Genomic DNA, 17,518 nt, shown 5'->3' with positions numbered 1-17,518 from the left:
GTCAGCGGATGTACTCGCGCCGGGCGAGCTGGCCGGGGATGAAGGGCCGGGGCGGCAGCACGGGGGCGGGCCGGGAGGGGCCGGGGTACGGCGCTCTGGTGCCGGGCGGCAGTCCGGCGACGCTGCCGGTACGGCCCGTGGTGCCGGTGGTGGCGGCGCGGCCTGTGGTGGCGGCGCTGTCGGTCCGGTGGGCGCGGGCGCCGAGCAGCAGGGCGGCGTGCGCGACGCTGGCGAGGGTGACGTGGTGGTGCCAGCCGCGGAAGGAGCGGCCCTCGAAGTCGCGGATGCCCACGGGTTCGCACACCTCGGCGTAGTCCAGGGCGACCCGGTCGGTGAGCTTGGCCAGCAGGAACAGCTGGGCCAGCGGGCGGTCGCCGATGTTGGTGATCCAGAACTCGGAGGGCAGCAGGGCGGCTTCGGTCCAGGCCCCGACCAGCAGCAGGGGGGTGGGCGGCAGGGCTGCCGGCCGGTCCTCGGCGGCGGCGGCGAGGATGGCGGCGGAGGTGAGCAGGGTGACCGCGCCCTCCGGCCGGCCGTGCCGGGTCCATTCGACCACCCGGCGCTGGGAGCGCAACGAATCGATGAGTTCGCGGGCGGGTGCGGTGTGAGGGCCGGGTTTGTGGCGTCCGGCGCCGCCGAAGGAGACCGGCACGGAGCCGTCCACCTTCAGGACGAACGGGATGTCCTGGAGGGAGAGGGCTTCGATGCACTGCGGGAGTTCGGCGTTGCCGACCTCCATCACCACCGGCCGGCGCTGGAGTTGCCAGCCTGCGGCCATCCGCTGGACGGCGTGTACGGCGTCCTGGGCGGGGGTGAGGGAACGGGCGGTGTCGGGGATGCCGGCCCGGCGGCGGCGGAGCAGTTCGCTGGTCCAGGGCCCGGGGAGGGTGAGGGTCCATTCGACCGGGAAGCTGGCGTCACTGGAGGCCAGCCAGATGCCGCTGGCCTGCTGGCAGTTGGCGGTGCGGCCGAGCTGGGGGACGAACTGGCGGCCGACGCCGACCGAGCGGTCCCCGGCCTTTTCGATGACCATGGGCTGGACCACCCAGGCCAGGGGACGCTGTGCGGTGCGTTCGAGGTGCTGGGCGAGGGAACGGCGGACCGGGGTCCAGTCCCAGGGGGATTTGCTGATGAACTGCTGGAGACTCTGTTCCACCGAACTGGCCCCGGTGCCGGCGATGTTGCGAATGGTTTTCTTGCCGGTCGTTCCGACGAGACCGTTCAGGTAAACGCGGGCCCAGTTGCGCTGGTCCCGCCGGGGTAAGGATTCGAAGAACAGAGATATCAATACGTCGATCAATTCGGAGACTTCCTTGGCGGATTCCTCCGGCAGGACTACGCGAGCCATCACTGCGCCTCCCCCGCGACCAGCTAGATCCAATACCCTACTTGACCGGCGAGAACGGCCGTAGGCCCCGGCGGCTACTTCCTGAGGTCGCTGGCAGATTCGAGCCGCTCGTCTTCTACCACGAGAGGGATGGGGATCTGGTTCGCCGCATAGTAGATGGCGATGAAGAAGTGTGCGACGAGGGCGAGTGGCGCCGAAATGAAGGACAGGACGACGGTGATGGGATAGGCGATGGCTCCGAGGCCGAAGCGCATCCGTGTGGCCCGTGCGCCGTCTTTGTCGACGTGCTCGTGGAAGAGATGGCCGACCCGGGTGACGTACCACCAGAAGGCACTGAAGGCAAGGGCGTAGACGACTGTCCACGCGCTGTACAGAATTGCGGCGACCTTGGCCGCCTCGTCGTCCTTGAGATGTTCGGCGAGGACGGAGGTGGTCCACGGGATCACCGAAACCACCATCAGAACAAGGAGGTTGAGGAACAGTAGGGGCCGGTCGACCCGCCGCAGGTGGCCGAAGATGGTGTGGTGGTTGACCCACATGACGCCGACGACGAGGAAACTCACCACGTATGCGGCATAGTGCGGCCACTGTGCCCATAATCCGTGCCAGAGGTCGGAACCGTGCTCCTCCGGGACCTTGATTTCCAGGACGAGAATGGTGATGACAATGGCGAATACGCCATCGCTGAACGCCTCGACCCGGTTGGTTTCCTGTTCCATGGCCTCCCCTTTGCCCTGTGATTCGATGGCAGCGGGGAGGGCGGCCTGCCGCCCTCCCCGCGCGCCTCCTCGCGTACGCTACCCGGATATCCGGGGTCAGCTGCCGAAGCCGGCCGTCTGGCGCCAGATCCGGCCATCGCGGACCACCAGTGTCCCGAACGCGTGCTCCGGCGCGCCATTGAGGTTCATGATCGCCCGATAGAAGATCGTGTCCTCGGTCTCGACGTACTCCTGGAGTTCCACGAGGGTGGGTTTCAGGGTGAGATAGCCGGTGAACGTCTCCCTCACCTCGTCGATTCCGACCGATACTCCTTCGAATCGCAGGAGTACGGCGTCCTCGGTGTAGTTCTTCATCACCGCATCGATGTCGAGCGCGGCGAGGGCGTCCATCTGGCGGACGAACACCGGGTGCAGTTTGGCGATGTCATAAGCGGCCATGTCGGCTCCGTTTCTCGGTCGGAACGATGGGCAGACGGACGATCATGCGGGTCTCGCCCGGCCGGGAACGCGCCGTGAGCGAGCCGTGGTGGCGCTGGGTCACGATCCGGTAGCTCAGGTGCAGCCCCAGACCGGTCCCCTTCCCCACGTCCTTGGTGGTGTAGAACGGCTCGAAGATGCGCGGAAGGGATGCCTCGGGGATGCCGCGGCCGGTGTCGGCGATCTCGACGACCATGCAGTCGCCCTCCGCGCGCACACGCAGCGTGAGCACCCCGGCCCCTTCCATGGCTTCGGCCGCGTTGTCGACCAGGTTGGTCCACACCTGGTTCAGTTCGCTCGGATACCCGGTCATCTCCGGCAGATCCGGCTCGTAGGCCCGGACGATGCTGATCCCGGCGAGCTTGGCGCGCAGCACCACCAGGGTGTTCTCCAGCCCCTCCGTGACCGCGAACCGCTGCTCGGGAGCCCGGTCGAGATTGGCGTAATCCCGGGTGGCGGCGACCAGTTGGGAGATGCGCGGGCCGGCCGCGCGGAGCTCGGCGGCCAGCGCCCGGGTCTCCAGCAGGGCGGCGAGATGGTCCAGGGCGGCGGGCCGGGCGGTGTCGCCCACCCCGGCCAGCCGGTCCCGCAGCCAGTCCGCCTCCAGGCCGAGGTCGGCGATCCCGGCGCCGAGCAGTCCGGGCTGCCCGGCGCCCTCCGCCTCGGCCCAGTCGGCGATCTCCTCCTCGGCGTCGGCCTGCGCCAGCGGATCACTGGTGGCCGGCGGTGGCACCTTGTCCAGCTCCTCGGCCAGCCGGTCGAGTACGGGGCGTTCGGCGGTGCCCGCCGCCGCGCCCCAGGCCTGCGCGGTACGGGTGAGCCGGTCCAGGGCCGGCCCGAGTTCCTGGGCGGCCCGGGCCACGGCCGCCGCCGGGTTGTTCAGTTCGTGTGCGAGTCCGGCGGCCAGCGTGCCCAGGGCCTCCACGGTGGCCCGTTTGCGGGCCTGCACCTCGGAGGACTTGATCCGCCAGGCCAGCACCGGGATCAGCACCGCGGCCACCCCGTGGCAGCGGGTCAGCATCTCGAAGAAGGCCGGTTTCGAGTAGGCGACCACGGTGGTCTCCGGTCCGCTGGCGGCGGCGGTGGCCACATAGCCGCCCTCGGTCAGGAGCGGCAGCTCCCCGGTGAACCGGTGGGCGGCGGCGGGTTTGCCGTCGTGCTCCTCGGCGGACTCCTGATCGGTGGAGTGCCGGGTCAGCACCTCCTCCCGGCCGTCCACCACCTTGGTGACCACCAGGCCGCCGGAGAGCAGCACATGGAACTCCGAGGCCTCCTCCCCGTCGCGGAAGAGCACCGCGCCGTCGGGGAGCACCCGGGGCTCGGACACCGACACCAGCCAGTCCAGCTGCTCCTCGGTGAGCCGGGCGAAGATCTCCAGCCCGTGGAGGGCGGCCCGCAGTTCCTCCTCGGTCATGCCGTCCCCCTCCCGGCCCGGGTCCGGGCGCCCAGCCGCAGCGTGGCCAGCAGCGCGAGCGCGCAGACCCCCGCGACCGCGGCCATGAAGCCGACCGAGGTGGGGTGCAGCCCGTGGAGGTTGGTGAACAGGCCGGCGAGCACCGCGGGCACGCTCATGGCCAGATAGGCGAAGACATAGACGGCGGCGGTGAGTTCCCCGCGGTGGACGGGGTCGGCGAGGGCGCTCAGGGCTCGGAAGGAGCCGAGGAAGGCGGCGCCCCAGCCACTGCCGAGGACCGCGGTGGCCACCAGAAACACGGCGGCGGAGCCGAGCCCGAGGGAAAGCAGCACCAGCCCCAGGCCGGCGAGCAGGCCGAGCAGGCCCAGCACGGCCGTCCGCAGCGCCTCGGTACGGCCGAGGAGCAGCTGGGCGGCGGTGGCCGCGCCGGCGAGCAGGGCCACGGTGGCCCCGCCGGCCAGGTAGTTGGTGCTCTCCAGCAGGGAGAGGGCCAGATGCGGGCCGAGGGAGAGGTAGAAGCCGCCGACCGACCAGACCGCGATGATGGTGAGGATCAGGACGGCGAAGCGGCGGCGGGCCGGGGCGGGCACATGGATCCGGTGCGGGGCCAAGGCGAACCCGCCGGAGCGCACCGCGCCGGGAGCGCTCTCGGGCATCCGCAGCACCCCGGCCAGGCAGAGGGCGAACGCCCCGATCAGGATCAGGTAGCTGAGGGAGGTCGGGGCCGGGGCGTACTGGACGAGCAGGCCGGCGCCGATGCCGCCGAGCCCGATGCCGACGGTGGGACCGGCGCTGTTGACCTGGGCTCCCAGGGCGGGCCGGGACCGGGGGGCGAGTTCCAGCAGGGCGGCGCCCATCGCCCCGGTGGCCAGGCCCACGGCGAGCCCCTGGACGGCCCGGGCGGCGAGCAGCCAGACCGGCCCCTGGGCGGCGGCGAACAGGCCCATGGAGACGATGGCCAGGAGCAGTCCGGCGGTGAGGACGGGCCGGCGGCCGAGGGTGTCGGAGAGCGAGCCGAAGACCAGCAGGCCGGCCAGGACGGTGACCGCGTACAGGGCGAAGACCACCGTGATCATGCCGGAGGAGAGGTCCCACCGGTCCTGGTAGAGGACGTAGAGGGCGGAGGGGACGGAGGAGGACAGCATCAGCAGGACGAGGACGGTGCCGACCAGCCAGAAGGCGGCTGCGCCGGGGCGGGCCGGTGCCCCGGCCGCCGGCCCGGCCACCGGCGCGGGCGGCGGTCCGGGGCGCGGTCCGGGGCGCGGTCCGGGAGGCGGCTGGTGCCGCGTACCCCCCGTGCTCGGATTCGGGATCTGTCGTGCCACTGCGGTCACTCCCCCGTGGGAAGGCGGTCGGGCCCGGTCAGGTCAGGGCCTGCGCCCGCTTGAGTGCGCGGGCGGTCAGGACCCCCGCGAGATGGCCGAGGTATTCGGCCGAGGTGCCGCGGCCGGGTACGAACAGCTCCCGGGGCTCGGCGCGGAAGGCCGCGAGCACGGCCTCGGTGGTGTACTCGGTGGTGGACTCGGTGCCGTGCAGCCGGGCTTCGACCCCGGTCAGCCGCAGCGGGCGCGCGGTGGCGCCGGTGACGGCGATCCGCGGGCCGTCGGGGGTGATCCGTACCGCAGCCGCGCAGAGCGGGTAGCGGGTGGCCCGGTCGGCGGTCTTCTCGAAGGCGGCGGCCCGGCCGCCGGCGGGCACCAGCAGGGCGGTGACCAGGGAGCCCCGCGGCGGTCCGGCGGTGGCGAACTCCTCGGCCGGCAGCGAGTGCCGGCCGTGCGGCCCGGCCAGTTCCACCCGGGCGTCGGCGGCGATGGCCGCCACCGGCAGGTCGGTGGCGCGGCCTCCGGCGGACAGATTGCCGCCGACGGTGCCGAGGTTGCGGACCTGCGGGTCGCCGTTGGCTCGGGCGGCGGCGGCCAGTCCCGGTGCCGAGCCGAGCACCAGGGGGTGCCCGGCGAGTTCGGCGAGGGTGGTGGCGGCGCCGATCCGGAGTGCTCCGTCCGGGCTGCCGTCGATACCGCGCAGCTCCTCGAGCCGGCGGACGTCCACCAGCAGCCGGGCGGTGGCGGTGCCGCCGCGCAGCTCGGGGAGCAGGCTCTGGCCGCCGGCCAGCACACGGGCGCCGGGGGTGCGGCCGAGCAGGACGAGTGCCTCGTCCAGCCCTGCGGGCCGGGCGTAGTCGAAGTCGGTGAGGATCACCGCGGTCCCCCTTCCGTTCCGGTCCCGGCGGCAGCGCCGGTGCCTGCGGTTCCGCCGGTGCCTCCGGTTCCGGCGGTTCGGCCGGCCAGGACGCGCCAGACCTTCTCCGGGGTGACCGGCATGTCGATGTGCTGCACGCCCAGGTCGGAGAGGGCGTCCACCACGGCGTTGACCACGGCCGCGGCGGGCGGCACGGTGGCGATCTCGCCGGCGCCCTTGGCGCCGAGCGGGTTGTGCGGGCTGGGTGTGACGGTCTTGCCGAGGGTGAAGAAGGGCGCGTCGGCGGCGCGCGGCAGGGCGTAGCCGGTGAGGTCGGCGGTGATCAGCCGGCCGTCGGTGTCGTATTCGGCGGCTTCCATCAGGGCCTGGCCCAGGCCATGCAGAATCGATCCCTCGATCTGCCCCAGCACGATCTTCGGGTTGCCGATGTTGCCCGCGTCGTCCACCGCGGTGTAGGACACCACCTCGGTCTCGCCGGTGAGTTCGTCGATCTCGACCACCGCGACATGGCTGCCGAAGGGGTAGTTGAAGTCCGGTGGGTCGAAGTGGGTGGTCTCGTCCAGGGCCGGTTCGATCTCCGGCGGCAGCCCCCAGCCGTACCACATGGCCATGGCGAGTTCGGCGAAGGTCTTGGCGTTCTCGGGGTTGCCGTCCTCGTGGACCCCGCCGCCGGCGTAGACCACCTTCTCCTCGGGGATGCCGAGGAACACGGCGCCGGCCCGGACCAGCTTGCTCCGAATCTTCCGGGCGGTCAGGGCGACGGCCGGCGCGGCCATGCTGTAGGAGCGGCTGCCGTAGGTGCCCTGTCCGTACGGCGCCTTGAGCGTGTCGCCCTCCAGGACCTGGACGTTCGCCGGGTCGATGCCCAGCTCGGCCGCCGCGACCTGGGCGAAGACGGTGCCGTGGCTCTGGCCGGTGGAGGCCGAGCCGACGGTGACGGTGACCTCGCCGGTCGGGTGGACCCGGATGTTGGCGCTCTCCCAGGTGCCGCCGAGCATGCCCTCCTGGGACATTCGGGTGGACGGGCCGACCCCGCAGATCGCCACATAGGTGGCAAGGCCCACGCCGAGCCGCTTGCCCCGGGTGCGGGCCTCGGCCTTCCGGGCGGGCATGTCGGCGTAACCGGCCAGCTCCAGCGCCTTGTCGAAGTTCTCCCGGTAGTTGCCCGAGTCGTAGGTCCAGCCGAGCCCGTTGTCGTACGGGAACTTCTCGGCCGGCACCAGGTTGCGGCGGCGGACCTCGGCCGGGTCCATGCCGATCTCGGCGGCGTACCGGTCGACGAGCCGTTCCATCAGGAAGGCGGCCTCGGCCCGGCCGCTGCCGCGCTGGGCGCCGAGCGGGACGGTGTTGGTGAAGGCCGCGTAGACCTCGCAGAAGGCGGCGTCGATCTGGTACATGCCGCTGATGGACCGGCCCATCAGGGCGGTGGCGACACCGGGTCCGATGGTGGACGGGTAGGCGCCGAGGTTGGCGTGGCTGGTGCAGCGCACGGCGGTGATCCGGCCGTCGCGGGTGCCGGCCAGGGTGACGTGCTGGCGGTGGTCACGGCCCTGGACCGTGGAGTTCATCAGGCCGGTGCGGGTGTCCACCCACTTCACCGGCCGGCCGAGCGCCTTGGACAGCAGCAGGACCAGCGCCATGTCGGGGTAGAGGTAGCCCTTGGTGCCGAAGCTGCCGCCGACGGTCGGGGCGATCACCCGGAGCTTGTTGAACGGGATCCCGAGGACCAGGGCGGACAGCAGGAAGCGGTGGTTGTGGGGGCCCTGGGTGGAGGCGTAGAGGGTGTACTCCCCGGTGGCCGCGTGGTAGTCGCCGACCGCCCCGCGCGGTTCGATGGGGCTGTTGATGGTCCGCTGGTTGACCAGGTCCAGCTCGACGGTCACCTCGGCCGCCGCAATGGCGGCGTCGGTGCGCTCCTTGTCCCCGCAGGTCCAGTACGCATTGAGGTTGCCGGGGACGGCTTCGTGGAGCTGCGGGGCGCCTTCGGCGAGTGCCTGGTCGGCCCGGGTGACCACGGGCAGCGGTTCGTAGTCCACGGTGATGGCGGCCAGCGCGGCGGCGGCCTGGCGCGGGGTCTCGGCGACCACCACGGCGATGGCGTCGCCCACATGCCGGACGGTGTCGCCGGTCAGGACCGGGCGGGCGCCGGGCAGCCCGTACGGATGGGGCGGGAAGTGGCTCTCCACCCCGCCGGGTATCCAGATGCAGGGCAGCGGCATCACATCGGTGAAGTCGGCGGCGGTGGCCACCTTCAGCACGCCGGGCATCTGCTCGGCGGCCTTGGTCTGGATGGACAGGATCCGGGCGTGGGCGACCTCGCTGCCCAGGATGGCCATATGGGCCGTGCCGGGCAGCTCGATGTCCGCGATGTACGTGGCCTCGCCCCGCAGCAGCTGCGGGTCCTCGCGGCTGTCCAGCGGCGCGCCGAGCACGCTCGCTTCCCCCGTCGGTGCGGTCATCGCTCACCCCTCCTGTCTCGCGGTGGCCTGCGCGGCGCAGGCGCGCTGCACCCCGCGGACGACGCTGTGGTAGCCGGTGCAGCGGCAGAGATTGCCGGTGAGCCACTCGCGGATCTCGGGCTCGGTGGGGGCGTCCTCGCCCCCGGTGGCCGCCGACCGGTCGACGAACTCGCCGAGGGCCATCACCATCCCCGGGGTGCAGAACCCGCACTGGGTGCCGTGTTCCTGGCGCAGGGCCTCCTGGAGGCCGGTGAGCGGGCCGTCCGGTGTACCGGAGACCCCTTCGATGGTGGTGACCTCGGAGCCGGCCGCGGCGGCGGTGAGGATCAGGCAGCTCTTGACCGAGCTGCCGTCGAGGCGGACGACGCAGGAGCCGCACTGGCCGGTGTCGCAGCCGACTTTGGTGCCGGTGAGGCCGAGCCCGTCCCGGAGCCGCTCGACGAGCAGTTCACTGGGTTCGGCCGAGAACTGCCGGGGCAGTCCATTGACATTCAGCGTGAGATCCATTCCGTTGCCTGCGCTTCCGTGAGCGGCCGGTTGAAGAGCGGCCCGCCGGGCTGCTGGAGAATTCCGCCGGAGTGCAGCGGGCCGGTGTCCACGGCGGCGAATCCGAGATCCCCGATGATTCCCGCCACGATGTCCTTTGCCTTCCCGTCGTCGCCCGCCGTGTAATGGGCGAGGCGTTCTCCGGGTGCGGTCCCGGCACTGCGTCCATTAGCTCCGCAGCGGGCCAGGGTTTCGAAGTGCATGGTGTTCAGGGATTTCACCAGCCGCGCACCGGGATACCAGCCGGCGACGATTTCGCTGGAGCCACTGCCGCCTAGGTCCCGGGGCTCGCCCCGGCCGCTGAACGCGTTCATCGCGTCGACGAGCACCTTGTCCCGGACGGCGTCCTGCGGCAGCAGCCCCTCGGCCCGGTCGAAGGGCAGCATCAGCACCAGGAGGTCGGCCCGCTCGGCCGCCTCGGCCACGGTCACCGCCCGTGCGGCCGGGCCCAGTTCGGCCACCAGCGGGCCGAGGGTGTGCGGGCCGCTGCCGTTGGCGAGGATCACCCGGTGGCCGGCGGCCACCAGGATGCGGGCCAGGGTGGATCCGATCCGCCCGGTGCCGATGATGCCCGTGATCATGATGTTCCTCCGGTCAGTCGAGGCCGATCCATACCGACTTGGTCTGGGTGTAGCTCTCCAGCGACTCGGGACCGCATTCGCGTCCGAAGCCGGAGGCCTTGTAGCCGCCGTAGGGCACCGCGGGGTCGTACTGGTTGTAGCAGTTGACCCAGACCGTGCCGGCCTTGATCTGCGCCGCCACCCGGTGGGCGCGCCGCAGGTCCTTGGTGTGCACCCCGGCGGCGAGGCCGTACGCGCTGTCGTTGGCGATGCGTACGGCGTCCTCTTCGGTGTCGAAGGGGATGACGGAGAGGACCGGGCCGAAGATCTCCTCCTGGGCGATCCGCATGCCGTTCTCCACGCCGGTGAAGATGGTCGGCAGGAAGTACAGGCCTTCCGAGGAGGCTCCCTCCGGGGTCCACCCGGAGCCGCCGATCCGCAGGTTGGCGCCTTCCTTCTCACCGACCTCGATATACGAGCTGACCTTGTCGAACTGGCCGCGGTGGGCCAGCGGGCCGAACATGGTTGCCGGGTCGCGCGGGTCGCCGGGCTTCAGTGCGGCGGCCCGCCGGACCAGCCGCTCGACCAGTTCGTCGTGGATGGGGCGCTGGAGGAGCAGCCGGGATCCGGCCGTGCAGATCTCGCCCTTGTTGTAGTAGATGCCGAAGAAGGCGAGTTCCTCGGCGGCGTCGAGGTCGGCATCGGCGAAGACGATGTTGGCGGACTTGCCGCCGAGTTCCATGGTGACCTTCTTCAGGGTGCCGGCGGCCTTGCGGATGATGGACTGGCCGACGGCGGTGGAACCGGTGAAGGCGATCTTGTCGATGCCGGGGTGGCCGGTGAGGGTCTCACCGAGTTCCACGCCCGGACCGGTGAGCACGTTCAGCACCCCGTCCGGGATTTCCGCCTCCTGGAACAGCTCGGCGATCTTCAGGGCGGTCAGCGGGGTGGCCGGGGAGGGCTTGTGCACCACTGTGTTGCCCGCGGCGAGCGCAGGGGCGATCTTCGTCATGGAGAGCAGCAGCGGGAAGTTGAACGGGGTGATCGCACAGACCACGCCGAGCGGTTCGCGCAGGGTGTACGCGAGCTGGCCGCCGGCCGGGGCCCGGGAGGAGCCGTCGACCCGGGTGACGGCGCCGGCGTAGTAGTGCATCAGCTGCGCGGCCATCGGGGCGTCGACCGTACTGGAGAACGCGAACGGCTTGCCCATGTCCACGGTCTCCAGCAGGGCGATCTCCTCCAGGTCCCGCTCGATGAGCTCGCCGACCCGGTTCAGCCGGAGGGCGCGTTCCTGGGCGGACAGCCTGCTCCAGGGGCCCGACTCGTACGCTTCCCTCGCCGCTGCGACCGCGGCATCGGCGTCGGCGGCGGCGGCCTGGGCCACCGGCACGATCTCCTGCCCGTCGACGGGGCTGATGTCGGGCTCGGTACCGCCGGCTCTGGCCTCGACCCACTTGCCGCCGATGAACAGCTTGCCGGGATTGGCCAGGGGCCGGTCGCTGAGCGCGCGCTTGGTCATGGCTGCCTTCTGCTCCTTTTGGGGGCTCGGTTCGCCTCCGGGGCGCTGCTGTCGGCTCCAGGAGGGCGTGCGTCCTCGAAAACGCTCGTACCTCGCGTTTTCTCCGGGCGCTCGCCCTCCTTCGCCGACGCGCCCCTTTGGCTCACTCGCCCGGTGTCAGGGGTGCGGGGCGGTCTAGCCCTGGGTGAGCTGCGTCAGGAAGGTCTCGGCGAGGGCCTTCGAGGAGTACGGGTTCTGGCCGGTGGTCAGCTTGCGGTCCACCACCACGTGCGAATCCCAGATCAGGTCGGCCTTCTCGTAGCGGGCGCCGAGCCGGGTGAGTTCGACCTCGAGGATGAGGGGAAGCCGGCCGGCCATGTTGGTGACCAGCTCCTCGCTGTGCGAGAAGGCCGTCATCCGGTAGCCCTCGAAGGGCCAGCGGCCCTCGCCGTCCCGCAGTGCGAGCAGCGAGGTGTGGCCGTGGCAGACCGTGGCGAGCGGCTTGTCCAGGGCGATGGCCCAGCGCAGCAGCTGGGCGAGCTCGTCGGACTTGGGCAGGTCGCCGATGGCGCCGTGGCCGCCGCTGATGTAGATGCCGTCGTAGCCGGCGATGTCCTTCTCGCCGAGGGATTCCAGCGCGAGCGGCGTCTTCAGCTGCGGGGTGTCCCCGATGACCCGGACGTACTCGGCCGCGCTGGCGGCGTCGGTGTTCTCCGAACCGGCCGGGCGGACCCACTGGAGGAACTGCGGGTCGATGCTGGTCTGGTCGACGGTCGGGGCCTGGCCGCCGATCGTCGCCACGTCCACGGTGTGCCCGGCGTTCCGGAAGATCTGATAGGGGACCACGAATTCCTCGGCCCAGAATCCCGAGGGGTGCAGCTCCCCGTCCAGCAGATGGAGTGTTGCCTTGGCCGTCATGACGACGAGAATCTTCATGACCGATCTCCTTGTTCTGGATTCGCTGCCGATTCAACACGCCCGCTGTCAGAGGGCGTAAGAGGATGACGTCAGGCACGCGATACTTCGTCACGTGCGTCCATGGCGATGTCGAGCGCCGAGATGATGGTGCGGAATTCACCGACCAGGGGGTGGTCGGGATGGGCGTCCGCGAATATGCGTTCGCCGTAGAGGGCGGCCATTTCCGGAACGTACGGAAGGATTCCGGCCAGTGGCGCGCCGTAGACCGCCTCGGCCCGGCGGCGGGCCGGATCCCGGTCCATGCCGATGGGGGCCATGCTCATCACCAGGGCCCGCCGGCAGGCGAGCCGGCCGGCCAGGGCGAGGGTCTCCTCCACCCCGGACAGGTCGATCCGGTCCGCGCGGACCAGCAGCACCAGGATGTCGGCGCTGGCCATGGCGGTGACCGACTCGTTGTTCAGGCCGGCGTGGGTGTCGATCAGGAGCAGGTCCAGGGCGTACCGGTCGGCGAACCGGTCGAAGCCCTCGGGCAGCAGCCCCACGTCATAGCCGGTCGCCATGATCTCGCGCAGGGCGGTGCTGCCGGTCCTGGCGGGTACGACGTACAGCCCGGGCCGGGCCACCGGATGCGCCGCGGCCTCGATCTCGCAGCGGCCGAGCAGGTAGTCGGTGAGGGACCCGCCGCCCGGCGGGAGCCGGAACAGCAGGTCCTGGGTGGGCGACTGGATGTCGGTGTCGACCACTCCGACCCGGCGCCCCGCGTCCGCGAGCAGCAGTGCGAGATTGGCCAGGACCGTGGACTTTCCGGTTCCGCCCCGGTGGGAGTGCACCACGACGGTGCGGGTCATCAGGCCACCACCCGGTATCCGGCACCGTCCGCGTGCGGCCCCCGCGCCGCACGAGGCCGGTGCAGGGCCAACATGGTGACGTCGTCGTGCTGTTCGGCGGTTCCGGTGTGCTCGCGCACCGCGGAGTCCATCCGGTCCAGTACGTCCCTGCCGTTGCCCGGCGGCGGTTCGGCGAGCAGGTCGAGCATCCGCTCGTCGCCGAGGAACCGGCCCTCCGGACAGCGGGCCTCCGGGACCCCGTCGGTGAACACGAACAGGGTGTCCCCGGGGTCGAGCTGGGCGTAGCCGAGGGTGTAGACGCAGTCCGGCAGCACTCCGACGGCCGGTCCGGTGACCTCCAGGGCCACCGGTCTGCCGCCGTCGGCGCTGAGCAGCAGCGGTGGGTTGTGGCCCCCGTTGATGTAGACGAGGCTGCCGGTGAGCGGGTCGAGCACGCCGAAGAACAGGGTGGCGAAGTAGCCCTGCCGGAGGTGGTTGCGGGTGAGGTAGCCGTTGGTGGCGGTGACCGCGTTGAGCAGCGGGGTGGCCCCGACGACGGGGATCCGGCCGCCGGACCGGCCGGCCGCCACCAGGTGCTGGAGACCGCTGTTCTCGGCGGTGTGGCGGAGCAGGGAGCGGATCAGGGCCATGAACAGGGCCGCGCCGACTCCCTTGTCGCAGACGTCGGCGACGACCACGGCGAGCCTGCGCCGGTGGACGAGTTCGAAGACGTCGTAGAAGTCCCCGGCGACCTGGCGGGCCGGGCGGAACCGGACGTCGATCTCCCAGCCGTCGGGGACCGGCAGGGCCTCCGGGAGGAAGCCCGCCTGGATCTCGCGGCCGATCTCCAGTTCCTTCTCGTAGCTGACGAGTTCGGCGCGGGCGTCGGCCTCGCGCAGGGTGCGGCCGAGTTCGGCGCGTTCGGAGCAGCTGTGCAGCCGGGCCCCGACCAGGGCCGGCAGGAAGGGCGGTACCAGGTAGTCGTGGCCGAGCCGGACGTGTTCCTCCAGGGCGGCAAAGCCGTCCACGGTCCAGACGACCACGATCGGTGCGCCGTACCGGCGGCGCAGCCGGCGGACGGCCGTGCGGACCGAGTCCCCCGGTACTTCGGCCGGGGCGAGCAGCACATCGGCCACCGGCAGCCGTTCCACCGGGCCTGAGATCAGCTCCTGCAGGGTGTGGGCCGTCAGGGCCGCGTCCATGGTGCGGAGCGCGGTCAGGAGGCCGTCCGGAGGAGGCGGGTGGTCGTCGAGGATGATCACGGTAGTGGAGGGCATGGGTCCGTCCCCTCGGCCTGCACGGTCAGGGTGCTGATGTTCCGGCCGTCGTGCCGTACGTAGCTGAACTCGTCGACGCTGGTGAGGGCCAGGTGGATGCCGAGGCCGCCGATCCGCCGCTGTTCCGGCGGGAGTTCGGTGGCGGGCGGCAGGCAGCCGGCCACCGGGTCGAACTCGGGGGCGCTGTCCTCCACGACGATCCTGGCCCGGCCGGGGCCGGAGCGGCCCCGGACGGTGATCCGTCCGTCGCCGCCCCGGTAGCCGTGCATCACGATGTTGGTGGCCAGTTCGTCCACCGCGAGCCGGAGCCGGTAGGCGGCCCGCCGGTCCAGCCCGGCCCGCCCCGCCACCGCCTGCACGAAGGAGGCGATGGCGGCGAGCGAGCCGAAGCTGGCCGGTACCTGGAGCTCGCCGGCGGCCGGTTCGGTCAGCGGGGTCCTGGCCTTGCGGGGTGGGTGGCTGTCACTCATCGGTGAGCACGATGCTCCGGTCCAGGCCCGCGGTGCGGATGGTCCGGACGACCGGCTCGCTGGCCCCGGTCACCTTGATGGTCACATTGCTCGCGACCTTCTGCCGGGCGAAGACCAGGGAGCGGAGTCCGGCGCTGGCCATGTAGCCGACCCCGGCCATGTTGATCTCGACCGTGGCGGTGCCGTGTCCGGCGGCCTTCTCGATGGTCTGGTGGAAGTCCGGCGCGGTGCCGGCGTCCAGCTCGCCCGTCAGCTCGATGACGGTGGTGTCGCCCTCGATGCTCAGGGACACGGAAAGCGGCATGTCAGTCTCCTTCGTTGGTACGGCCCACGAGGATCACCACTGAGCGCGGGCCGATGAGGTACTTGCCGGCGTTCTCCAGTTCGGTCTCGGTGCCGGGGGCGGTGATGTCGTGCGGGGCCCCGGCTCCGGTGTCGGCGAACAGGTGCCAGGTCCGCCGCCCGGGCAGGGCGGGCAGCTCCAGGTCGTGTGCCTCCCAGTGGGAGTTCATGGCCACGTACACCACGTCGTCGTCCCCGGAGCCGCAGCGGGCCACCGCCAGCAGCCGGCTGTCCGGAGACCAGTCGGGCTGCCAGGCCCGTTCCCCGTGCCAGCTGATGTCGGGCAGGCCGAGGTCGGCCCGGATCGCGCCGGTGGGGTGGTCGGTGGAGCGGAGTTCGCGGTGGTGCTTGCGGAAGGCGATCATCTGCCGGGTGAAATTGAGCAGTTCCGCGTTCTGTTCGACCAGGTCCCAGTCGAACCAGGAGAGTTCGTTGTCCTGGCAGTAGGTGTTGTTGTTGCCCTGCTGGCTGCGGGCGACCTCGTCGCCGGACAGCAGCATCGGGATGCCCTGGCTGATGAGCAGGATCGCGAGGGCGTTCTTCATCTGCCGGGTGCGCAGCGCGTTGATCTCCGGGTCCTCGGTGGGCCCTTCGACTCCGCAGTTCCAGCTGTTGTTGTCGTTCGCGCCGTCGTTGTTGTTCTCGCCGTTGGCCTCGTTGTGCTTGTCGTTGTACGCGACCATGTCGGCGAGGGAGAAGCCGTCGTGCGCGGTGAGGAAGTTGACCGAGGCGGCCGGGCCGCGGCCGGCGTAGAGGTCGGGCGAGCCGGCGATCCGGGTGGCGAGCTCCCCGACGACTCCGCTGTCGCCCTTGATGAACCGGCGTACGGTGTCCCGGTACTTGCCGTTCCATTCGGCCCAGCGGCCGTACGCCGGGAAGTTGCCGACCTCGTAGAGCCCGGCCGCGTCCCAGGCCTCGGCGATGAGCTTGGTGTGCCGCAGGACGGGGTCGAAGGCGAGCAGTTCCAGCAGCGGCGGGTTGGGCAGCGGGGTGCCGTCCAGGGCCCGGCCGAGGATGGCCGCGAGGTCGAAGCGGAAGCCGTCGATGTGGTAGTCGGCGACCCAGTGGCGCAGGCAGTCGAGCACGTAGTTGCGGACCACCGGGTGGTTGCAGTTGACGGTGTTGCCGGTGCCGCTGAAGTTGAAGTAGTACCCCTCGGGGGTGAGCATGTAGTAGGTGGCGTTGTCGAGGCCCTTGAAGCTGATGGTCGGGCCCATCTCGTTGCCCTCGGCGGTGTGGTTGAACACCACGTCCAGGATGACCTCGATGCCGGCCGCGTGCAGGTCCTTGATCAGGGTGCGCAGCTCGTCGCCCTGCATGCCGTAGCGTCCGGTGGCCGCGTAGCCGGCCTTGGGCGCGAAGAAGGAGACGGTGTTGTAGCCCCAGTAGTCGTAGAGCTTCTCGCCGGTCTCGGGGTTGGTGCGCGGGTTGTCGCTCTCGTCGAACTCGAACACGGGCAGCAGCTCGATGCAGTTCACCCCGAGTTCCTTCAGGTACGGGATCTTCTCCCGCAGGCCCGCGAAGGTGCCGGGGGCGGTGACCCCCGAGTTGGGGTGCCGGGTGAATCCGCGGACATGGGTCTCGTACACGACGAGGTCCTCCGCGGGGATCCGCAGCGGGGTGTCGTCGCCCCAGTCGAAGTCCTGCAGGCAGACCCGGGAGCGGTACTGGTAGCCGCGGCTGTAGTCCGGCGGTACGCCCCACACGTCGCGGCCGGCGATCAGCCGGGCGTAGGGGTCGGAGAGGACCTGGCGGGCGTCGAAGCGGTGTCCGACCACCGGGTCGAAGGGTCCGTCGGCCCGGTAGCCGTACTCGATGTTCTCGTGGTCGAGGCCGAAGACGGTCATGGCGAAGACGCTGCCCATGCGGAATTCCTCGGGGAATTCCAGCTCGGCCATCGGCTCCGATTCTCCGCGCCGGTAGATCACCAGGGTCATGGAGGTGGCCTGGTCGGAGAAGACGGAGAAGCTGACCCCGCCGGGGACCACGTTGGCCCCGAACGGGAACGGTTTGCCGGCCCGGACGCGGTACCCGCCCACCTCGTGGGTCGGGTACGCGTCGATGCGCCGGACCTGCTCGCTGCGGGCGGCCTCGGTCATCGGGTGGCCTTCGCCGCGGCCTTGGCGGTGGCTGCCGCGGCCTCACCGGTCTCGAAGAAGTCCAGGAAGCCGGTGGCCGACATGACGAACCGGACTTCCTCGCTCACCCCGTAGAGGGTGACGGCGACCCCGGCGTGCTGGGCCTCGCGGTAGACCACGAGCAGGGTCCGCAGGCCGGCACTGGAGACATAGGTGACGGCGGTGAGGTCGATCTTCAGCGGCCGGCCCTCGCGGACCAGCGGCAGCAGGGCTCCCAGCAGGGAGCCGGAGGTCTCGCTGTTGATCTCGCCGGTGGCGACGAGCACGGTGCCCGTCTTGTTCCGGCGTTCCTTGACGTGCAGAGTCATTTCTCGTTCCCCTCTTTC

The 17,518-nt window shown here is 71.0% G+C and carries 17 protein-coding genes; all 17 read right to left on the bottom strand.

Translation table 11 applies throughout. From position 1 onward, the window contains the following. Position 1: 1 nt before the first annotated feature. The 17 genes from DEJ50_RS27980 to DEJ50_RS27900 all read right to left on the bottom strand — a co-directional run bounded on the left by DEJ50_RS27980 (position 2) and on the right by DEJ50_RS27900 (position 17,500). Positions 2–1,348 carry a transposase gene (locus DEJ50_RS27980; RefSeq protein WP_150210856.1) on the bottom strand — a complete coding sequence of 449 codons (1,347 nt, stop codon included), beginning with the start codon at positions 1,346–1,348 and terminating at the stop codon, positions 2–4. Positions 1,349–1,422: 74 nt separating this feature from the next. After that, the gene (locus DEJ50_RS27975; RefSeq protein ID WP_150210855.1) at positions 1,423–2,067 is read right to left on the bottom strand and encodes a TMEM175 family protein; all 645 of its coding nucleotides are present in this window, start codon (positions 2,065–2,067) and stop codon (positions 1,423–1,425) included. Positions 2,068–2,163: 96 nt separating this feature from the next. Next, positions 2,164–2,505, bottom strand: a complete 342-nt coding sequence (locus DEJ50_RS27970; protein ID WP_150210854.1) for a nuclear transport factor 2 family protein — start codon at positions 2,503–2,505, stop codon at positions 2,164–2,166. Next, a complete protein-coding gene (locus tag DEJ50_RS27965) occupies positions 2,492–3,958 on the bottom strand; it encodes an ATP-binding protein (protein ID WP_150210853.1) in 1,467 nt (488 codons plus the stop codon). Before DEJ50_RS27965 ends, DEJ50_RS27970 begins: the two co-directional genes overlap by 14 nt. Beyond that, positions 3,955–5,184, bottom strand: a complete 1,230-nt coding sequence (locus tag DEJ50_RS27960; protein ID WP_150210852.1) for an MFS transporter — start codon at positions 5,182–5,184, stop codon at positions 3,955–3,957. The genes DEJ50_RS27965 and DEJ50_RS27960 overlap by 4 nt, the downstream gene beginning before the upstream one ends. 136 nt (positions 5,185–5,320) lie before the next feature. Next, positions 5,321–6,157: an FAD binding domain-containing protein gene (locus DEJ50_RS34120; RefSeq protein ID WP_190344728.1), complete on the bottom strand. Its 837-nt coding sequence runs from the start codon at positions 6,155–6,157 to the stop codon at positions 5,321–5,323. Further along, entirely contained in the window at positions 6,154–8,616 is a 2,463-nt protein-coding gene (locus DEJ50_RS27950; RefSeq protein ID WP_223837932.1) for a xanthine dehydrogenase family protein molybdopterin-binding subunit, read from the bottom strand. The genes DEJ50_RS34120 and DEJ50_RS27950 overlap by 4 nt, the downstream gene beginning before the upstream one ends. A gap of 3 nt (positions 8,617–8,619) precedes the next feature. Then, the gene (locus DEJ50_RS27945) at positions 8,620–9,123 is read right to left on the bottom strand and encodes a (2Fe-2S)-binding protein (protein WP_150210851.1); all 504 of its coding nucleotides are present in this window, start codon (positions 9,121–9,123) and stop codon (positions 8,620–8,622) included. Next, entirely contained in the window at positions 9,108–9,743 is a 636-nt protein-coding gene (locus tag DEJ50_RS27940) for an NADPH-dependent F420 reductase (protein ID WP_150210850.1), read from the bottom strand. Before DEJ50_RS27940 ends, DEJ50_RS27945 begins: the two co-directional genes overlap by 16 nt. Before the next feature lie 13 nt (positions 9,744–9,756). Then, positions 9,757–11,241, bottom strand: a complete 1,485-nt coding sequence (locus DEJ50_RS27935) for an aldehyde dehydrogenase family protein (RefSeq protein WP_150210849.1) — start codon at positions 11,239–11,241, stop codon at positions 9,757–9,759. A 174-nt stretch (positions 11,242–11,415) separates the two neighbouring features. Continuing rightward, on the bottom strand, positions 11,416–12,156 hold the full coding sequence (locus tag DEJ50_RS27930; protein WP_150210848.1) for a type 1 glutamine amidotransferase domain-containing protein: 741 nt from the start codon (positions 12,154–12,156) through the stop codon (positions 11,416–11,418). A gap of 71 nt (positions 12,157–12,227) precedes the next feature. Further along, complete coding sequence (locus tag DEJ50_RS27925; RefSeq protein WP_150210847.1) at positions 12,228–12,986, bottom strand: MinD/ParA family protein; 759 nt, start codon at positions 12,984–12,986, stop codon at positions 12,228–12,230. After that, the gene (locus tag DEJ50_RS27920; RefSeq protein ID WP_150210846.1) at positions 12,986–14,242 is read right to left on the bottom strand and encodes a PP2C family protein-serine/threonine phosphatase; all 1,257 of its coding nucleotides are present in this window, start codon (positions 14,240–14,242) and stop codon (positions 12,986–12,988) included. The genes DEJ50_RS27925 and DEJ50_RS27920 overlap by 1 nt, the downstream gene beginning before the upstream one ends. Next, a complete protein-coding gene (locus DEJ50_RS27915; protein ID WP_150210845.1) occupies positions 14,224–14,712 on the bottom strand; it encodes an ATP-binding protein in 489 nt (162 codons plus the stop codon). Before DEJ50_RS27915 ends, DEJ50_RS27920 begins: the two co-directional genes overlap by 19 nt. After that, the gene (locus DEJ50_RS27910; protein WP_150210844.1) at positions 14,705–15,016 is read right to left on the bottom strand and encodes an STAS domain-containing protein; all 312 of its coding nucleotides are present in this window, start codon (positions 15,014–15,016) and stop codon (positions 14,705–14,707) included. Before DEJ50_RS27910 ends, DEJ50_RS27915 begins: the two co-directional genes overlap by 8 nt. 1 nt (position 15,017) lies before the next feature. After that, entirely contained in the window at positions 15,018–17,153 is a 2,136-nt protein-coding gene (gene glgX, locus DEJ50_RS27905) for a glycogen debranching protein GlgX (protein WP_150210843.1), read from the bottom strand. Next, positions 17,150–17,500, bottom strand: a complete 351-nt coding sequence (locus tag DEJ50_RS27900) for an STAS domain-containing protein (protein WP_150210842.1) — start codon at positions 17,498–17,500, stop codon at positions 17,150–17,152. The genes glgX and DEJ50_RS27900 overlap by 4 nt, the downstream gene beginning before the upstream one ends. Positions 17,501–17,518 lie beyond the last annotated feature (18 nt).

It is taken from the genome of Streptomyces venezuelae (assembly GCF_008642295.1).
GTDB classification, from domain to species: domain Bacteria; phylum Actinomycetota; class Actinomycetes; order Streptomycetales; family Streptomycetaceae; genus Streptomyces; species Streptomyces venezuelae_C.
Note: the sequence above shows the minus strand (reverse complement) of the source record. Positions and strands in the feature narration are given on the sequence as shown.